Origin of the sequence: Scandinavium sp., assembly GCF_051650185.1 — a bacterium.
Classification (GTDB): Bacteria; Pseudomonadota; Gammaproteobacteria; order Enterobacterales; family Enterobacteriaceae; genus Scandinavium.
Window position 1 is genome coordinate 23,100 of record NZ_JBOFIN010000061.1, and the last position, 18,864, is coordinate 41,963.

Sequence of the window (18,864 nt, forward strand, 5' to 3'; positions counted from 1 at the left end):
GTCTGCACCTGCCAGGTGTTTTGTCAGATTTGCCAGATTGTGTGTGAGGTTTAGTGCCGGGTGGAGCCGCCACCCGGCAATGCGGAATTAAAAATCCCCGTGTTGACGAGCGACCAGCGTCAGAATGGAATACAGCGCGACGGCCTGCTGGTGCTGGTTAAACACTTCCACCGCCCATTCGACCACGCCTGTGGCTTTGTCTTCGGCGGTTTTCTGGCGTTTGACGGTTTTGCGCTTCACCGTCAGACGCACCTGAAGCGTATCGCCCGGTTTCACAGGTTCGATAAAGCGCAGGTTTTCCATGCCGTAGTTAGCAATCACCGGGCCAACGCCCGCATCCACAAACAGACCCGCAGCGGCAGAAATCACAAAGTAACCGTGAACCACACGCTCTCCGAACATCGATTCGGCAGCGCCGATTTTGTCCATATGCGCGTAGAAGTGATCGCCACTCAGGCAGGCGAAGTTGACGATGTCGGCTTCGGTCATGGTGCGGCGAGCGGTCAGCAGGCTGTCGCCCGGTTGCAGCTCTTCGAAGTACTTGCGGAACGGGTGAACCCGATCTTCCTGCACCTTCGCACCGCGCACCCATTGTTTACTGATGCTGGCGAGCATCGTCGGGCTGCCCTGAACGGCGGTGCGTTGCAGATAGTGTTTCACCGCCCGCAGGCCGCCCAGCTCTTCGCCGCCACCCGCGCGACCCGGTCCACCGTGCAGCAGCTGCGGCAGAGGGGAACCGTGTCCGGTGGACTCTTTGGACGACTCTTCGTTGAGGATTTGAATACGCCCGTGCGCGCGTGCTGCACCCAGAATAAACTCGCGAGCGATGTCGGCGTCAGCGGTAACAAGTGTACCCGCGAGGCTGCCTTGTCCGGCACGCGCAAGCGTCAGCGCGTGTTCACGGTTCTGATAGGGCATCAGCGTGGCAACCGGACCAAAAGCTTCCGTGGCGTGAACGGCTGGCGTTTCATCAGGCTGTGGGCAGAACAGCAGAGTAGGTGGGAAGAACGCGCCAGCGGCCTGCAAATCTGCTTTGCCACCCAGACGCACTTCACAGCCAGCCGCAATCAGCGAATCCACTTTTTCCTGCACGTCGGCACGCTGTTCAGCGTTGACCAGTGCGCCCATCTTGACGCCTTCAACCACCGGATCGCCCACCTTCACGCCTTGCAGACGGGCAATCAGCGCTTCGCTGACCGCATCGATTTGCGCCTGCGGCACGATGATGCGGCGGATGGCGGTGCATTTCTGGCCCGCTTTGGTGGTCATCTCACGCACGACTTCACGAACAAACAGCGCGAACTCCGGCTGCTCAGGCATCACGTCTTCGCCCAGTACGCAGCAGTTGAGGGAGTCAGCTTCCATGGTGAACGGAATGGAATTTTTAACGATGTTCGGGTGAATACGCAGCAACTGGCCGGTTTGTGCCGAGCCGGTGAAGGTCACCACGTCCTGGAAATCGAGCTGATCCAGAAGGTCGCCCGCACCGCCGCAAATCAGGCTGATAGCGCCGTCTGGCACCAGGCCGCTGTCGACAATCGCTTTGACCATTGCCTGCGTCACCTGGGCGCTGGCGGTGGCGGGTTTGATGATTGCAGGCATTCCGGCAAGCCAGGTGGGAGCCAGTTTTTCCAGCATACCCCAGCAGGGGAAGTTAAAAGCGTTGATATGGACAGCCACGCCGGATTTGGCGGTCAGCACGTGGCGCGCTGCAAAGCCACCGTTTTTCGACAGCGGGATCAGCTCATCTTCAGGCCACAGCACATCATCAGGCAGCTCACGCGCACCCAGACCGGCATAAGTGAAGAGGGTGCCGATACCGCCTTCGATATCTACCCAACTGTCGGCACGGGTAGCGCCTGTTTGCGCGGAGAGGGCGTAGAAGTGCTCTTTCTGCTCCAGCAGATGTTTAGCGACAGCTTTCAGCATCGCGGCGCGTTCCACGAAGGTCATCTTGCCGAGCGCGGCGCCGCCGTGCTCAATCGCATAACGGCGAGCATCAGCCATATCCAGGCCTTCGCTGGTCACTTCAAAGAGGGTTTCACCGGTAATGGCGTGCTGGATGGTACGTGTGCGGCCCCGGCCTGACTGCCAGCTGCCGGATAAGAAACTGGTTAACTGCTGCATGGTTCTTCTCCGTAAAATGTTACGTCGTTTCGCTCTATATAGTTTGATTGTGAATCATAAAAAGCAATCCTCAATTTAATAATTTATTAACAATGCGATCGTGGTCTTCTTCGTTAAGCGGGTTATTACGTTGTTAAATAAGCTTTTGTTGATTTACTCTGCGACGACGCTCACAGAATACACAAACCGTTCTTGGGGTTTTAGTTAACCATTATGTAACTTCTCATAAACAATATGATTCACAATAAAGTTAAAAGTGAATCAAATGGGAATCATAAAGGTGACAATGTGACTGAAGAACAACGCTTTGAAGCGCGCATCGCCGAAGAGACGGCCATCGAGCCGCAGGACTGGATGCCCGAGGCGTATCGCAAAACCCTGATCCGCCAGATCGGTCAACACGCCCATTCCGAGATTGTCGGCATGCTGCCGGAAGGCAACTGGATCACCCGTGCGCCGACACTGCGCCGCAAGGCGATTCTGCTGGCGAAAGTGCAGGATGAAGCAGGCCATGGCCTCTATCTCTACAGCGCTGCGGAAACCCTCGGCTGCGCCCGCGAAGATATCTACCAGAAGATGCTCGACGGCCGCATGAAGTACTCCTCCATCTTTAACTATCCAACCCTGAACTGGGCCGACATCGGCGTGATTGGCTGGCTGGTCGACGGTGCCGCCATCGTTAACCAGGTGGCGCTGTGCCGAACTTCCTACGGCCCGTATGCCCGCGCGATGGTGAAAATCTGCAAAGAAGAGAGCTTCCATCAGCGCCAGGGGTTCGAAGCCTGCATGGCGCTGTCTCAGGGCAGCGAAGAGCAGCGTGCGATGTTGCAGGACGCGATCAACCGCTTTTGGTGGCCTGCGCTGATGATGTTTGGCCCGAACGATGACAGCTCTCCGAACAGCGCCCAGAGCCTGGCGTGGAAAATCAAACGTTTTGGTAACGACGAGCTGCGTCAGCGTTTTGTCGACAACACCGTGCCGCAGGTGGAAATGCTCGGCATGACGGTGCCGGATGAAGATCTGCATCGGGACGAAGCCACCGGGCAGTACCGTTTCGGTGAAATCGACTGGCATGAATTCAATGAAGTGATTAACGGGCGTGGCATCTGTAACCACGAACGTCTGGCCGCGAAACGCAAGGCCTGGGAAGAGGGCGAGTGGGTGCGGGAAGCTGCACTGGCGCACGCTGAGAAACAACAGGCCCGCAAAGTGGCGTAAGGAGAATAACGATGAGCAATGTCTACTGGCCTTTATACGAAGTATTTGTTCGCAGCAAACAGGGGTTATCCCACCGTCATGTGGGCAGCCTGCATGCCGCAGACGAGCGCATGGCGCTGGAAAACGCCCGTGATGCCTACACCCGTCGCAGCGAAGGTTGCTCCATCTGGGTGGTGAAAGCGAGTGAAATCGTGGCGTCACAGCCGGAAGAGCGCGGTGAGTTTTTCGACCCGGCAGAAAGCAAAGTCTATCGCCATCCGACGTTCTACAACCTGCCTGACGGCATCGAGCATATGTGAGGCAGAAGATGAATCAGGATCCAATCGCCACTTATGCCCTGCGTCTGGGCGACAACTGCCTGGTGCTGGCGCAGCGTCTGTCAGCCTGGTGCGGTCACGCGCCGGAGCTGGAAATCGACCTGGCGCTCGCCAATATCGGCCTCGACTTACTCGGGCAGGCCCGCAATTTCCTTAGCTATGCCGCAGAGCGTCAGGGCAAAGGCGATGAAGACACGCTGGCATTCCACCGTGACGAACGCGAGTTTCGCAACGTGCTTTTAGTCGAACAGCCGAACGGGAACTTTGCCGACACGATCGCCCGCCAGTTGCTGATGGACGCGTGGCACGTCGCACTGTTCAGCCGTCTGGTGAATAGCCAGGACGCACAGCTTGCAGCCATCGCCGCAAAATCGATTAAAGAAGCGCGTTATCACCTCCGTTTCAGCCGTGGCTGGACGGAACGTCTGGGAGGTGGCACCGAGCTTTCCGCTAAACGCATGCAAACGGCCATTAACAACGTGTGGCGCTTCACCGCTGAACTGTTCCATGCCGATGACCTGGAAATCCAGCTCAGCGAGCAGGGCATTGCGGTCGACCCGCGCGAACTGCACGAAGGCTGGCTCGCAGAGATCACCAGCGCGCTGACAGCCGCAGAGCTCAGCGTGCCGCAGGAACAGCCTTACCGCACTGGCGGTAAAGATGGTCTGCACACCGAACATCTGGGGCCGATGCTGGCAGAAATGCAGTATTTGCAACGCGCTTACCCCGGTCAGCAGTGGTAACGGAGGTCGCTATGCAACGTCTCGCTGAAATCGCTCCGGCAGAAGTTCACCAGATTTGGGCGCTGTTAAGTCAGATCCCCGACCCGGAAGTGCCGGTGCTGACAATCACCGATCTGGGCATGGTCCGCAGCGTTACGCCACAGGGCGAAGGCTGGGTGGTGGGCTTTACGCCAACCTATTCAGGCTGCCCGGCGACGGAGCACCTGATTGGCGAAATCCGCAACGTGATGACGGAGCATGGCTTCAGCCCGGTGCATATCGTTCTGCAACTCGACCCGGCCTGGACAACAGACTGGATGACGCCGGATGCCCGTGAGCGCCTGCGTCAGTACGGCATCAGCCCGCCGCAGGCACACGCCTGCCACGCCGGATTGCCGACAGACGTTGCCTGCCCGCGCTGCGGAAGCACGCACACCACCATGATCAGTGAATTCGGCTCCACGGCCTGCAAAGCGCTTTATCGCTGCGACAGCTGCCGGGAACCCTTTGATTACTTTAAATGCATTTGAGGTTGCCATGACGACGTTTCATTCGCTAACGGTGGCAAAAGTAGAACCGGAAACCCGCGATGCCGTGACCATCACCTTCGCGGTCCCTTCAGAATTACAAACGGCGTATGCCTTCCGTCCGGGTCAGCATTTAACGCTGAAAGCCCGGCTGGCAGGCGAAGAGCTGCGCCGCTGTTACTCCATTTGTCGCCGTGCCGTTCCCGGCGAAATCAGCGTGGCGGTGAAAGCCATCGAAGGCGGGCGCTTCTCCCGCTATGCCCGCGACGAAATCAAAGCCGGGATGAACCTGGAAGTCATGATCCCTCAGGGGAATTTTGGCTATCAGGCACAACCTGAACGCAACGGTCACTACCTGGCGATTGCCGCCGGTTCGGGCATCACGCCGATGCTGGCGATTGTGGAAACGACTCTGGAAGCAGAGCCGCAGAGTGAGTTCACCGTTATCTACGGTAACCGCAGCAGCCAGAGCATGATGTTCCGCCAGTTGCTGGCTGATCTGAAAGACAAGTACCCGACACGCCTGCAGCTGCTGAGCATCTTCAGCCAGGAAACGCTGGACAGCGCGCTGCTGCATGGGCGTATCGATGGCGAAAAACTGAAAGCCCTTGGTCAGTCTCTGCTGAACTTCAGCCAGTTTGACGAAGCCTTTATCTGCGGCCCGGCAGCAATGATGGATGAGGCTGAAACCGCGCTGGTTGATCTGGGCATGCCAGCGAGAGCGATTCATCTGGAACGCTTTAACACGCCGGGCAGCACCGTTCGCCACGCCTCCAGCGTTCAGGCTGAAGGGCAAACCGTCACCATTCGTCAGGACGGACGCGACCGCGCGATCACGCTTTCCGGTGAAGACGAAAGCATTCTCGACGCGGCGCTGCGTCAGGGCGCGGATCTGCCGTATGCCTGCAAAGGCGGCGTGTGCGCCACCTGCAAATGCAAAGTGCTGCGTGGGGAAGTGTCGATGGCGACCAACTACAGCCTGGAGCCCGACGAACTGGCAGCGGGCTATGTGCTGAGCTGCCAGGCGCTGCCAACCACGCCAGACGTGATCGTCGATTTCGACGCGAAGGGGATGGCATGAGCGAGTTGACTTTAAGCCAGCACGGTCGCGTGCTGCTGCTGACGCTGAATCGCCCACAGGCGCGAAATGCGTTGAATAACGCGCTGCTGACCCAGTTTGCCGAAGCGCTGGAAAATGCCCAGCAGGACAGCAGCATCGGGGCAGTGGTGATCACTGGCAACGAACGTTTCTTCGCGGCAGGGGCGGATTTGCAGGAGATGGCGGAGAAAGATTTACCCGCCACGCTCAACGACATTCGCCCGCGTTTATGGGCGCGCATAGATGCGTTCACTAAACCGCTGATTGCGGCAGTTAATGGCTACGCGCTGGGCGCTGGTTGTGAACTGGCCCTGCTTTGTGACGTGGTGATTGCGGGGGATAACGCATCCTTCGGTTTACCTGAGATCACGCTGGGCATTATGCCGGGTGCGGGCGGGACTCAGCGTTTGATTCGCTGTGTCGGCAAATCTCTCGCCACGCAAATGGTGCTTACGGGCAAAGCCATTGACGCACCGCGCGCGCAGCTCGCCGGGCTGGTGAGCGACATTCATCCGGTTGGTCTGACCGTTGAATACAGCCTGAAGCTCGCGGCTGCGATGGCGGAGCACTCCCCACTGGCATTGCAGGCGGCAAAACAGGCGCTGCGTCAGTCGCAGGAAGTCACGCTGTCGGCGGGCTTAGCTCAGGAACGCCAGCTCTTTAGCCTGCTCAGCGCCACCGACGATCGCCGCGAAGGCATCGCCGCGTTTCTGGCGAAACGTCAACCCGACTTCAAAGGACGCTAATCATGGAAGCCTTCATTCTCAGCCACGTTGAACACGGGGTGATGACCCTGACGCTGAACCGCCCGGAGCGACTGAACAGCTTTAACGACGTGATGCATCAACAGCTTTCGGAATGCCTGAAACAAGCCGAGCGCGATGAAACCATTCGTTGCCTGCTGATAACCGGTGCAGGGCGTGGTTTTTGCGCCGGCCAGGATCTGAATGACCGCAACGTTGACCCGAACGGGCCAGCGCCGGATCTCGGTTACTCCGTTGAAACGTTTTACAACCCGCTGGTACGCCGCCTGGCGAAACTGCCAAAACCGGTTATCTGTGCGGTGAACGGTGTGGCAGCAGGGGCTGGAGCCACTCTGGCACTTGGGTGTGACATTGTGATTGCTGCCCGATCGGCCAATTTCGTGATGGCCTTCAGCAAGCTCGGCCTGATCCCTGACTGTGGCGGCACCTGGCTGCTGCCGCGTGTTGCCGGGAAAACGCGTGCCATGGCGCTGGCGCTGCTGGGCGATAAGCTCAGCGCGGAGCAGGCGCAGCAGTGGGGCATGATCTGGCAGGTCGTTGACGACGCACAGCTCAGCGATACCGCCGGACAACTGGCGCGTCATCTGGCGACGCAACCCACTTACGGATTGGGGCTGATCAAGCAGGCCATCAACGCAGCGGAAACCAATACGCTGGATGCGCAGTTAGATCTGGAGCGCGATTACCAGCGTATGGCGGGACGCAGCGCCGATTATCGCGAAGGCGTCAGCGCCTTCATGAACAAACGCCAACCACAGTTCAGCGGGAAATAACCATGAGCCAACAGATTCGAACCGTGGCAGTGATTGGCAGTGGCACCATGGGCGCTGGCATTGCCGAAGTGGCGGCGATGGCGGGCCAGCAGGTGCTGTTGCACGACATCTCTGCCGAAGCGATGAGCCGTGCGATTGCCGCCTTGCGCAGCCGCCTGGAAGCGCGAGTGGCGAAGGGCAAACTCAGCGCTGAAGCCTGCGAGCGTGGACTGGCGCGGATTGTGCCCGTCACCGACATCGCCGCACTTGCCGCCGCTGATTTAGTGATTGAAGCGGCTGCTGAAAATCTCGACATCAAAAAAGCGCTGTTCATCCAGCTCGGTGAGATTTGCCAGCCTCAGGCGCTGCTGACCAGCAACACCTCATCCATTTCGATTACGGCCATTGCGGCAGGGGTGAAGCACCCGGAACGCGTGGCGGGGCTGCACTTCTTTAACCCGGCACCGGTGATGAAGCTGGTGGAAGTGGTGAGCGGCGTCGCGACATCAGACGAAGTGGTGACTCAGCTCAGCCAGTGTGTACTGGCGTGGGGCAAACAGCCGGTTCACTGCCAGTCTACGCCGGGGTTTATCGTCAACCGCGTGGCGCGTCCTTTCTACGCCGAAGCGTGGCGTGCGCTGGAAGAGCAGGTGGCTGCCCCGGAAGTGATTGATACCGCGTTACGCGAAGCGGGCCGTTTCCCGATGGGGCCGCTGGCGCTGACCGACCTGATTGGTCAGGACGTTAACTTCGCGGTGACCTGTTCCGTCTTCAATGCCTTCTGGCAGGAACGGCGTTTTCTGCCTTCGCTGGTGCAGCAGGAGCTGGTGCTGGCGGGGCGTTACGGCAAGAAAACCGGGCAGGGCGTTTATCGCTGGCCAGAAGGGGCTGCGGAAGTGGCTTTCTACCCGGACGTTCCTGCACATTGCAAGGCCTCACAGACTAACAAAGAGCGTGACGTTGTCACTCTTGATGAGGTGCTGTTACTCGAAACCACTGGCGAAACCGCGCAGGCTGCTGCCACGCGCTTACAACGTCCTGTTGTGGTGATGGACCGTAGCGAGAGCGACGTGGTGGTGATTGCTGCCGCCGCAAGCAACCGTCTGGAAGAGAGTGAAAAAGCCATTCACTGGCTGCAACAACAGGGGAAAAAAGTGCTGCTGGTCGCGGATTATCCGGGGCTGCTGGTGTGGCGCACCGTGGCGATGCTGGTTAACGAAGCGCTGGATGCGCTGCAAAAAGGCGTTGCCAGCGAAGCGGACATCAATATCGCGATGCGTCTTGGCGTGAATTACCCGCGTGGGCCGCTGCAATGGGGCGAACTGCTGGGCTGGCAGCGCGTGCTTGAAGTGCTGGAAAACCTGCAACGTCATTATGGTGAAGAGCGCTATCGCCCTTGTTCCCTGCTGCGCCAGCGTGCGCTTCTGGAGAGTAGCTATGAGTCATAACAGCGCCTGGCATAACGCCCGCGTGATGTACGAGAAAGATACCTGTGCGCAGGCGCTCGGCATCGACATCATTGAAATGGACGAAGGGTTTGCGGTGCTGACCATGACTGTCACACCGCAGATGCTCAATGGCCATCAAACCTGCCACGGCGGGCAGCTGTTCTCGCTGGCTGATACGGCTTTTGCTTATGCCTGCAACAGCCAAGGGCTGGCGGCGGTTGCTTCTGCCTGCAATATCGATTTTCTGCGTCCGGGCTTTGCCGGGGACAAGCTCACTGCCACCGCGCGGGTGAAGCATCAGGGCAAACTGACCGGCGTGTATGACATTGAAATCGTTAACCAACAACAAAAAACTGTCGCCCTGTTTCGCGGGAAATCACACCGCATCGGCGGCAGCGTAACAGGAGAAGCCTGATGCGTGACGCATTTATCTGTGAAGGTGTTCGTACCCCGATGGGTCGCTACGGCGGCGCGTTGTCCAGCGTCAGGGCGGACGATCTGGCGGCTGTGCCTTTGCGCGCGCTGCTGGCTCGCCTGCCGCAACTGGATGCGGAACGTATCGATGATGTGATTTTCGGCTGTGCTAACCAGGCGGGTGAAGATAACCGCAACGTGGCACGTATGGCGGCGTTGCTGGCAGGACTGCCGCAGTCGGTTTCAGGCACCACCATTAACCGTTTGTGCGGTTCCGGGCTGGATGCGATTGGCTTTGCGGCTCGTGCTATCAAAGCGGGCGATGCCGATTTACTGATTGCCGGCGGTGTGGAATCTATGTCCCGTGCGCCATTTGTGATGGGCAAAGCCACTACGCCTTTCCAGCGTCAGGCCGAGATGTTCGATACCACTATCGGCTGGCGTTTTGTGAACCCGCTCATGCAGCAACAATTTGGTACTGACAGCATGCCGGAAACGGCGGAGAATGTAGCTGAATTGTTAAAAATAAGCCGGGCCGATCAGGATGCGTTTGCGCTCCGTAGCCAGCAGCGCACGGCAATCGCTCAGCAGAACGGCATTCTGGCGCAGGAAATTGTGCCGGTCAGCGTGAAGGGCAAAAAGGGTGCCGTGACGGAAGTTTCAGAAGATGAACATCCCCGCGCGGACACCACCCTGGAGCAGCTTGCCGCCCTGAAAGCGCCATTTCGTGCGAACGGCGTGATCACTGCGGGTAATGCTTCCGGCGTCAATGACGGCGCTGCCGCTGTGATTATCGCCAGCGCTGAGATGGCTAAACAGCAAGGCTTAACGCCGCGTGCTCGCATCGTGGCAATGGCAACCGCAGGCGTGGAACCACGTCTGATGGGCCTTGGCCCGGTGCCCGCTACCCGCAAAGTGCTGGAGCGTGCCGGCCTGAGCATTAACGATATGGATGTCATCGAGCTGAACGAGGCGTTTGCTGCCCAGGCGCTCGGTGTCCTGAGACAACTGGGGTTACCGGATGATGCCCCGCATGTAAACCCCAACGGTGGGGCCATCGCCTTAGGCCATCCGTTGGGCATGAGTGGTGCCCGACTGGCGCTTGCCGCCAGTAATGAACTGCACCGTCGCGGCGGGCGTTATGCCCTCTGTACGATGTGTATCGGTGTGGGTCAGGGCATTGCCATGATCCTGGAGCGCGTGTGAGCTGATTAACCTGCGAGTACCCTACAATGACAACAACAAAATTAGACCCAATCGAAACCGCGTCCGTTGATGAACTTCAGGCTCTGCAAACCCAACGCCTGAAATGGACGCTGAAACACGCTTACGACAATGTACCCATGTACCGCCGCAAGTTTGACGAGGCAGGCGTACACCCTGACGATTTTAAAGAGCTGAGCGATCTCCAGAAATTCCCGTGCACCACCAAGCAGGATTTGCGTGATAACTATCCTTTCGACACGTTTGCCGTGCCGATGGAGCAAGTCGTACGCATTCATGCCTCATCGGGCACAACCGGCAAGCCAACCGTGGTCGGGTATACCCAGAATGATATTGATACCTGGGCCAATATTGTTGCGCGTTCTCTGCGTGCGGCGGGCGGCAGTGCGAAAGACAAAATTCACGTGGCGTACGGTTACGGCCTGTTTACGGGCGGTCTCGGCGCACACTACGGCGCAGAGCGTTTAGGCGCGACGGTTATCCCGATGTCAGGTGGGCAAACCGAGAAGCAAGCTCAGCTGATTCGTGATTTTAAACCTGACATGATCATGGTCACGCCATCTTATTGCCTGAATCTGATTGAAGAACTGGAACGCCAGATGGGCGGCGACGCCAGCCAGTGCTCGCTGCGTGTCGGCGTCTTCGGCGCAGAGCCGTGGACCATGGCGATGCGTAAGGAAATTGAGCGTCGTCTGGGCATTACCGCGCTGGATATCTACGGTCTGTCTGAGGTCATGGGGCCGGGCGTGGCGATGGAATGTATCGAAACCGCTGACGGCCCAACCATCTGGGAAGACCATTTCTATCCGGAAATCGTTAACCCGAACGATGGCACACCGCTGGCGGACGGCGAGCAGGGCGAACTGCTGTTCACCACGCTGACCAAAGAAGCGCTGCCGGTTATTCGCTATCGCACCCGCGATCTGACGCGCCTGCTGCCAGGTACCGCGCGTACCATGCGCCGCATGGACCGTATCAGCGGGCGCAGCGATGACATGCTGATCATCCGCGGCGTGAACGTCTTCCCGTCACAGCTGGAAGAAGAGATCGTTAAGTTCGAGCACCTGTCGCCACACTATCAGCTGGAAGTGAACCGTCGCGGTCATCTGGATTCGCTGTCGATTAAGGTTGAGCTGAAAGAGAGCAGCCTGTCGCTGACGCATGAACAGCGCTGCCAGGTGTGCCACCAGTTGCGTCATCGTATTAAGTCGATGGTAGGTATTTCCACCGATGTGATGATCGTTAACTGCGGCAGTATTCCGCGTTCCGAAGGCAAAGCCTGCCGCGTGTTTGACCTGCGTAAAGTGGCGGCCAACGGCTGATGATTTGCTGCCGGGCGGCACGGTGTTTGACCGGCCTACAAGACTTCGTAGGCCGGGTAAGCGCAGCGCCACCCGGCGAGTCTGTGCTATGATTCATCAGGGATGAAAATAACAACAGAATGAATCAGATGAGTAAACTCGATACCTTTATTCAGCAGGCCGTCGCGGCCGTGCCCATCAGCGGAACTTCTTTAATCTCCTCTCTCTATGGTGACGCATTATCCCATCGTGGCGGGGAGATCTGGCTTGGCAGCCTGACCGCATTGCTTGAGGGGCTGGGCTTTGGCGATCGCTTCGTTCGCACGTCTCTGTTTCGACTCAATAAAGAGGGCTGGCTGGATGTCGATCGAATCGGAAGGCGCAGTTTTTATCGCTTAAGCGACAAAGGGTTGCGGCTCACGCGTCGTGCTGAAGGCAAAATATACCGCGCTGAGCCTCCGGCCTGGGACGGCACCTGGCTCCTTTTGCTGTCGGAAGGCCTCGATAAAGCCACGCTTGCCGATGTCAAAAAACAGCTCATCTGGCAGGGATTCGGCACGTTAGCCCCCAGCCTGATGGCATCACCTTCGCAGAAATTGGCGGATGTTCAGGCACTGCTGCATGAAGCCGGTGTTGCCGATAACGTGATCTGTTTTGAAGCGCAGTCTCCGCTGGCGACGTCCGTCAGCGCATTGCGAGCGCGGGTAGAAGAGTGCTGGCAACTGACTGAACAAAACCACCTCTATGAAAATTTCATTAATACGTTCCGACCCCTGCTGCCGCTGCTGCGTGATGCGACCCCGCAGGAGCTAACGCCTCAGCGCTGTTTTGCCATTCAGCTTTTAGCCATCCATCTCTATCGCCGCGTGATCCTCAAGGACCCGTTACTGCCGGAAGAGCTGTTGCCTGCGCACTGGGCAGGACAGGCGGCGCGTCAACTGTGCATTAACATCTATCAAATCGTGGCGGCAGGAGCCCTGGCGTGGGTCAGCGAAAAAGGGGAAACCTCTGTCGGGCCCTTACCTCAGCCCGCATCGCCGTTTTATCAGCGTTTTGGTGGTCTGAACCTCAAATAAGGAGCGCAAATGCCTGTTTATCAAATTGATGGCTTAACGCCTGTGGTACCGGAAGAAAGCTATGTGCATCCGACAGCGGTGCTGATAGGCGATGTGATCCTCGGCAAAAGTGTCTACGTTGGCCCGAACGCCAGCCTGCGCGGTGATTTTGGCCGCATCGTGGTGAAGGACGGCGCAAATATTCAGGATAACTGTGTGATGCACGGTTTCCCGGAGCAGGACACAGTAGTGGAAGAAGATGGCCACATCGGGCATAGCGCAATTCTGCATGGCTGCGTGATACGCCGCAATGCGCTGGTCGGTATGAATGCGGTGGTGATGGACGGGGCGGTGATCGGCGAGAACAGCATTGTCGGTGCGGCGGCCTTTGTGAAAGCGAAGGCTGAAATGCCTGCAAATTACCTAATCGTCGGCAGCCCGGCCAAAGCCATTCGTGAGCTGAGCAGCCAGGAAATTGAATGGAAGAAGCGCGGCACGCGGGAATATCAGGTGCTGGTCGAGCGCTGCAAGATGACGATGCATCAGGTTGAGCCATTACGTGAAGTGGAAGAAGGGCGCCAGCGTCTGACTTTTGATGAAAATCTGAGACCCAAATCGGCGAATTAAAAGAAGTTGGCCCTCCTCTTGCGAAGCGTGAACATCAGTACTGTGAGACACAGCACAATGATTGCCACCAGGGCGTATTTTGTCAGCATGTTATTGCCTCCGTGCTTTGGAAGGACTAACATCCAACTTGCGAGGGTTGGAATGTTAGTCCCCCCAGGTTGATAGAAATATCTCCTGGGGTTTTAACTTTCCGGCCTCATACAAGTACCGCTCATCCCATGCCTGAGACCAGACAGCCTCAAACACCCGCCGCCATACTAAACTTCTTTGTTGTGACTGACAGACTGACGTGCCGAATTCACGAGCAGGCTCGTAATTATTCGTAGAGATTAGGAATTTGACGGGGAAAAGAACCCTCCCACCGGGCGGTGAGAGGGGAAAATCTTAGGCTGCAACCAGGCTGTTGATGGCGGCTTTCGCGTCAGATTGCGCTTTTGCTGCCACTTCAGGACCGTATGCCACGCCTTCAGCGAACACGAAGTTCACGTCGGTGATGTCGATGAAGCCCAGGAACAGCTTCATGTACGGTGCCAGCAGATCAGTTGGGGTATCTTTATGGATACCGCCACGGCTGGAAACGACGATAGCGCGTTTGCCTTTCACCAGACCTTCCGGGCCGTTTTCGGTGTAACGGAAAGTCACACCAGCGCGTGCTACCAGGTCGAAGTAGTTTTTCAGCTGAGTCGGGATGTTGAAGTTGTACATCGGAGCTGCAATCACAACCACGTCGTGAGCCTGAAGCTCAGCAATCAGCTCATCGGACAGCGCCAGCGCTTCCTGCTGACGTGGAGACAGTGGCGCATCACTCGGACGCAGAGCGCCTACCAGTTCACCATCCAGGACGGGAATCGGCTGTGCGGCCAGGTCACGAACGGTAATCTGATCTGCCGGGTGTTTTTCAGCCCACTGATCAACAAAATAATCAGTCAGCTGACCAGACTGAGAGTACCCTGCCAGAATACTGGATTTGAGAACTAATACCTTGCTCATGGGTGTTTCCTTATATGAGATTGACGGGCCCGTGCCCTGTTGCTTGTTGACACTCTATTCACAATCCTGCCGCAGGGATAGCGCAATATATCGAAGCCTTCGTTCAAATTTATTGATGAAGGAAAGCGAAGCAGCGATGTGGTACTCTAACACTAATGAAAACAGAGACATTTTTCCGGCAGTGCGCTGCCCGATAACGATATGACAGAACAACAGAAAATCACCTTCTCTCAGCTTCATCATCAACTGGACGGCCTGATGCTGCGCGACAAGACGCGCTTTTCCCGTCGGTTGCACGGCGTGAAGAAGGTTAAAAATCCTGAATCACAACAGGCCATTTTGCAGGAGATGGCAAAAGAGATTGAACAGGCGATAGGGAAGGTTGTGCTGCGTGAAGCCGCGCGGCCGGAGATAACCTATCCGGAAAACCTGCCCGTCAGCCAGAAAAAACAGGACATCCTTAACGCCGTTCGCGACAACCAGGTGGTGATCGTTGCCGGTGAAACGGGGTCCGGGAAAACCACTCAGCTGCCGAAGATTTGTATGGAGCTGGGGCGTGGTGTGAAAGGGCTGATTGGTCATACCCAGCCGCGTCGTCTGGCGGCCAGAACCGTCGCCAACCGTATTGCCGAAGAGCTACAAACGGAGCCGGGTGGCTGCATCGGGTATAAAGTCCGCTTTAGCGATCATGTCAGCGATAACACCATGGTCAAGCTGATGACCGACGGGATCCTGCTGGCGGAAATTCAGCAAGATCGCATGCTGATGCAGTACGACACCATCATCATCGATGAAGCTCACGAACGCAGCCTGAACATCGATTTCCTGTTGGGCTATCTGAAAGAGTTGCTGCCGCGTCGTCCTGATCTGAAAATTATCATCACCTCGGCGACGATCGACCCGCAGCGTTTCTCAAAACATTTCAATAACGCGCCAATTATCGAAGTGTCGGGCCGCACCTACCCGGTAGACGTTCGTTATCGCCCGATTGTCGAAGACGCGGACGATACCGAGCGCGACCAGTTGCAGGCCATTTTTGATGCGGTTGATGAACTGGGTAATGAAAGCCCTGGCGATATCCTGATCTTCATGAGCGGTGAGCGTGAGATCCGTGACACCGCGGACGCGTTAAGTAAGCGCGACCTGCGCCACACGGAAATCCTGCCGCTGTATGCCCGCTTATCTAACAGTGAACAGAACCGCGTGTTCCAGTCGCACAGCGGGCGGCGTATCGTGCTGGCGACCAACGTCGCAGAAACCTCGCTGACCGTGCCGGGCATTAAGTATGTGATTGATCCGGGTACGGCGCGAATCAGCCGCTACAGCTATCGCACCAAGGTACAGCGCCTGCCGATTGAACCGGTTTCCCAGGCATCCGCGAACCAGCGTAAGGGCCGCTGTGGGCGTGTTTCCGAAGGCATCTGCATTCGTCTTTATTCGGAAGATGACTTCCTGTCGCGTCCGGAATTTACCGATCCGGAAATCCTGCGTACCAACCTGGCATCCGTCATTCTGCAAATGACAGCGCTGGGTCTGGGTGATATCGGCGCGTTCCCGTTCGTTGAAGCACCCGATAAGCGCAATATCCAGGACGGTGTGCGTCTTCTGGAAGAATTAGGCGCGATTACGACCGACGAGCAACAAACGGTCTATAAACTGACGCCGATGGGCCGCCAGTTAAGCCAGCTCCCCGTTGACCCGCGTCTGGCGAGAATGGTGCTGGAAGCGCAGAAACACGGCTGTGTGCGCGAGGCGATGATCATTACCTCAGCGCTCTCGATTCAGGACCCGCGCGAGCGTCCAATGGACAAACAGCAGGCTTCTGATGAAAAACATCGTCGCTTCCACGACAAAGAGTCTGACTTCCTCGCCTTCGTAAACCTGTGGAATTATCTCGGCGAGCAGCAAAAAGCGCTCTCTTCGAACCAGTTCCGTCGCCTGTGTCGTACAGATTATCTGAACTACTTACGCGTACGGGAATGGCAGGATATTTACACCCAATTGCGCCAGGTGGTGAAAGAGCTCGGCATTCCTGTAAACAGTGAACCGGCTGAGTACCGTGAGATCCACGTTGCGCTGCTGACGGGCTTGCTCTCGCACATCGGCATGAAAGATGCCGATAAGCAGGAATTTACCGGCGCGCGTAACGCTCGTTTCTCCATCTTCCCGGGCTCCGGTTTATTCAAAAAGCCACCAAAATGGACGATGGTCGCCGAACTGGTTGAAACCAGCCGCCTGTGGGGGCGAATTGCGGCACGTATCGATCCGGAATGGGTTGAGCCCGTCGCCCAGCATCTGATCAAACGCTCGTACAGTGAACCGCACTGGGAACGTGCGCAGGGTGCGGTGATGGCGACGGAAAAAGTCACTGTTTACGGCTTGCCGATCGTGGCGGCACGTAAGGTGAACTACAGCCAGATTGACCCGGCGCTTTGTCGCGAACTCTTTATCCGTCATGCATTAGTAGAAGGCGACTGGCAGACGCGTCATGCTTTTTTCCGCGATAACCTGAAATTACGCGCGGAAGTGGAAGAGCTGGAACACAAATCCCGCCGCCGTGACATCCTGGTGGACGACGAATCGCTGTTTGAGTTTTACGACCAGCGCATCAGCCACGAGGTTATCTCAGCTCGCCACTTCGACAGCTGGTGGAAAACGGCCAGCCGTGAAACGCCGGATCTGCTCAATTTCGAAAAGAGCATGCTGATTAAAGAAGGGGCGGAAAACGTCAGTAAGCTCGACTACCCGAACTTCTGGCATCAGGGCAATCTTAAACTGCGTCTGAGCTATCAGTTTGAGCCTGGCGCTGACGCCGATGGCGTAACGGTGCATATTCCGTTGCCGCTACTGAATCAGGTCGAAGAGGCCGGTTTCGAATGGCAAATCCCTGGCTTGCGTCGGGAACTGATCATCGCGCTGATTAAGTCCTTGCCAAAACCGGTTCGCCGTAATTTTGTGCCCGCGCCGAATTACGCTGAAGCATTCCTTGGCCGCGCAACGCCGCTGGAATTGCCGTTACTCGATTCAATGGAGCGCGAATTGCGGCGTATGACGGGCGTCACCATTGACCGTGAAGACTGGCACTGGGATCAGGTGCCCGATCACCTGAAAGTCACCTTCCGCGTGGTGGATGATAAAAACAAGAAGCTGCAGGAAGGTCGCGACCTGGCAGCGCTGAAAGATGGTCTGAAAGGGAAGGTGCAGGAAACCCTCTCTGCGGTGGCTGACGACGGTATTGAACAGAGCGGGCTGCATCTGTGGAGTTTCGGCACGTTGCAGGAGAGTTACGAGCAGAAACGCGGTAACTACAAGATGAAAGCGTGGCCTGCGCTGGTGGATGAACGGGACAGCGTGGCAATCAAACTGTTTGATAACCCGCAGGAACAGCAGCAGGCGATGTGGCGTGGCTTGCGCCGTTTGCTATTGCTGAACATTCCCTCGCCTATCAAATATCTGCATGAAAAACTGCCCAATAAGGCCAAGCTGGGCCTCTATTTCAACCCCTACGGAAAAGTGCTGGATTTGATAGATGACTGCATCTCTTGCGGCGTCGATAAGCTGATTGACGAAGCAGGCGGCCCGGTGTGGACCGAAGAGAACTTTGCGAAGCTGCACGAGAAAGTGCGCGCAGAACTCAACGACACCGTGGTGGATATTGCGAAGCAGGTCGAACAAATTCTGACGGCTGTGTTCAACATCAACAAACGGCTGAAAGGGCGCGTTGATATGACCATGGCACTTGGACTGTCCGACGTGAAAGCGCAAATGGCTGGCCTGGTGTATCGAGGGTTTGTTACCGGGAATGGCTTTAAGCGGCTTGGCGATACACTGCGTTATCTGAATGCGATTGAGAAGCGGCTGGAAAAACTGGCCGTCGATCCGCACCGCGATCGCGCGCAAATGCTGAAAGTCGAAAGCGTTCAGCAGGCCTGGCAGCAGTGGCTGAACAAGCTCCCGCCAGCGCGCCGTGATGATGCCGATGTGCAGGAGATCCGCTGGATGATCGAAGAGCTGCGAGTCAGCTACTTTGCGCAACAGTTGGGTACGCCATACCCGGTTTCGGACAAGCGTGTGCTGCAGGCGATGGATCAGATTAGCGGGTAATCCTCTGCGCTTTTCCCCTCACCCTGACCCTCTCCCCAAAGGGGCGAGGGGACTGACCGGAGCGGATTTTGAATTTCTCCCTCTCCATTCAGGGAGAGGGCCGGGGAGAGGGGGAGCTGGCGACGCCAAAACTACCCTCTTTTTCTATCCGTTCACCCACGCCAGCGTAAATCCA

16 protein-coding genes and 1 pseudogene are annotated in these 18,864 nt (G+C 57.1%); 14 read left to right on the forward strand and 3 right to left on the reverse strand.

What is annotated here, in order from left to right; all coding sequences use genetic code 11:
• Positions 1-87: 87 nt before the first annotated feature.
• Positions 88-2,127, reverse strand: a complete 2,040-nt coding sequence (gene paaZ / locus ACRCWW_RS07500) for a phenylacetic acid degradation bifunctional protein PaaZ (protein ID WP_438681848.1) — start codon at positions 2,125-2,127, stop codon at positions 88-90.
• A 288-nt stretch (positions 2,128-2,415) separates the two neighbouring features.
• Between paaZ and paaA the strand changes: the two genes are divergently transcribed.
• From paaA to paaY, 13 genes are all read left to right on the forward strand, one after another.
• Positions 2,416-3,345: a 1,2-phenylacetyl-CoA epoxidase subunit PaaA gene (paaA, locus tag ACRCWW_RS07505; protein WP_438681849.1), complete on the forward strand. Its 930-nt coding sequence runs from the start codon at positions 2,416-2,418 to the stop codon at positions 3,343-3,345.
• 11 nt (positions 3,346-3,356) lie between these two features.
• Positions 3,357-3,644, forward strand: a complete 288-nt coding sequence (gene paaB, locus ACRCWW_RS07510) for a 1,2-phenylacetyl-CoA epoxidase subunit PaaB (RefSeq protein WP_438681850.1) — start codon at positions 3,357-3,359, stop codon at positions 3,642-3,644.
• An 8-nt stretch (positions 3,645-3,652) separates the two neighbouring features.
• Entirely contained in the window at positions 3,653-4,405 is a 753-nt protein-coding gene (gene paaC / locus ACRCWW_RS07515) for a 1,2-phenylacetyl-CoA epoxidase subunit PaaC (protein WP_438681851.1), read from the forward strand.
• An 11-nt stretch (positions 4,406-4,416) separates the two neighbouring features.
• Positions 4,417-4,914 (forward strand): 1,2-phenylacetyl-CoA epoxidase subunit PaaD, encoded by a 498-nt coding sequence (gene paaD / locus ACRCWW_RS07520; RefSeq protein ID WP_438681852.1) that lies wholly within the window; start codon positions 4,417-4,419, stop codon positions 4,912-4,914.
• A 7-nt stretch (positions 4,915-4,921) separates the two neighbouring features.
• Complete coding sequence (paaE, locus tag ACRCWW_RS07525) at positions 4,922-5,992, forward strand: 1,2-phenylacetyl-CoA epoxidase subunit PaaE (protein ID WP_438681853.1); 1,071 nt, start codon at positions 4,922-4,924, stop codon at positions 5,990-5,992.
• Entirely contained in the window at positions 5,989-6,756 is a 768-nt protein-coding gene (gene paaF, locus ACRCWW_RS07530) for a 2,3-dehydroadipyl-CoA hydratase PaaF (RefSeq protein WP_438681854.1), read from the forward strand. Before paaE ends, paaF begins: the two co-directional genes overlap by 4 nt.
• Before the next feature lie 2 nt (positions 6,757-6,758).
• The gene (gene paaG / locus ACRCWW_RS07535; protein WP_438681855.1) at positions 6,759-7,547 is read left to right on the forward strand and encodes a 2-(1,2-epoxy-1,2-dihydrophenyl)acetyl-CoA isomerase PaaG; all 789 of its coding nucleotides are present in this window, start codon (positions 6,759-6,761) and stop codon (positions 7,545-7,547) included.
• Positions 7,548-7,549: 2 nt separating this feature from the next.
• On the forward strand, positions 7,550-8,974 hold the full coding sequence (gene paaH, locus ACRCWW_RS07540; protein ID WP_438681856.1) for a 3-hydroxyacyl-CoA dehydrogenase PaaH: 1,425 nt from the start codon (positions 7,550-7,552) through the stop codon (positions 8,972-8,974).
• Entirely contained in the window at positions 8,964-9,389 is a 426-nt protein-coding gene (gene paaI, locus ACRCWW_RS07545) for a hydroxyphenylacetyl-CoA thioesterase PaaI (protein WP_438681857.1), read from the forward strand. The genes paaH and paaI overlap by 11 nt, the downstream gene beginning before the upstream one ends.
• Positions 9,389-10,594 carry a 3-oxoadipyl-CoA thiolase gene (gene pcaF / locus ACRCWW_RS07550; RefSeq protein WP_438681858.1) on the forward strand — a complete coding sequence of 402 codons (1,206 nt, stop codon included), beginning with the start codon at positions 9,389-9,391 and terminating at the stop codon, positions 10,592-10,594. Before paaI ends, pcaF begins: the two co-directional genes overlap by 1 nt.
• Before the next feature lie 26 nt (positions 10,595-10,620).
• Complete coding sequence (gene paaK / locus ACRCWW_RS07555) at positions 10,621-11,934, forward strand: phenylacetate--CoA ligase PaaK (RefSeq protein ID WP_438681859.1); 1,314 nt, start codon at positions 10,621-10,623, stop codon at positions 11,932-11,934.
• A gap of 119 nt (positions 11,935-12,053) precedes the next feature.
• Positions 12,054-12,989: a phenylacetic acid degradation operon negative regulatory protein PaaX gene (paaX, locus tag ACRCWW_RS07560; protein WP_438681860.1), complete on the forward strand. Its 936-nt coding sequence runs from the start codon at positions 12,054-12,056 to the stop codon at positions 12,987-12,989.
• 9 nt (positions 12,990-12,998) lie between these two features.
• A complete protein-coding gene (gene paaY, locus ACRCWW_RS07565) occupies positions 12,999-13,595 on the forward strand; it encodes a phenylacetic acid degradation protein PaaY (RefSeq protein ID WP_438681861.1) in 597 nt (198 codons plus the stop codon).
• Between the two features lie 23 nt (positions 13,596-13,618).
• Here paaY and ACRCWW_RS07570 read toward each other — a convergent pair.
• A pseudogene (locus ACRCWW_RS07570) lies at positions 13,619-13,684 on the reverse strand (Hok/Gef family protein); the annotation flags it as partial.
• A 295-nt stretch (positions 13,685-13,979) separates the two neighbouring features.
• A complete protein-coding gene (azoR, locus tag ACRCWW_RS07575; protein ID WP_438681862.1) occupies positions 13,980-14,585 on the reverse strand; it encodes an FMN-dependent NADH-azoreductase in 606 nt (201 codons plus the stop codon).
• Positions 14,586-14,786: 201 nt separating this feature from the next.
• Between azoR and hrpA the strand changes: the two genes are divergently transcribed.
• Positions 14,787-18,689, forward strand: a complete 3,903-nt coding sequence (gene hrpA / locus ACRCWW_RS07580; RefSeq protein WP_438681863.1) for an ATP-dependent RNA helicase HrpA — start codon at positions 14,787-14,789, stop codon at positions 18,687-18,689.
• Positions 18,690-18,864: the final 175 nt, after the last annotated feature.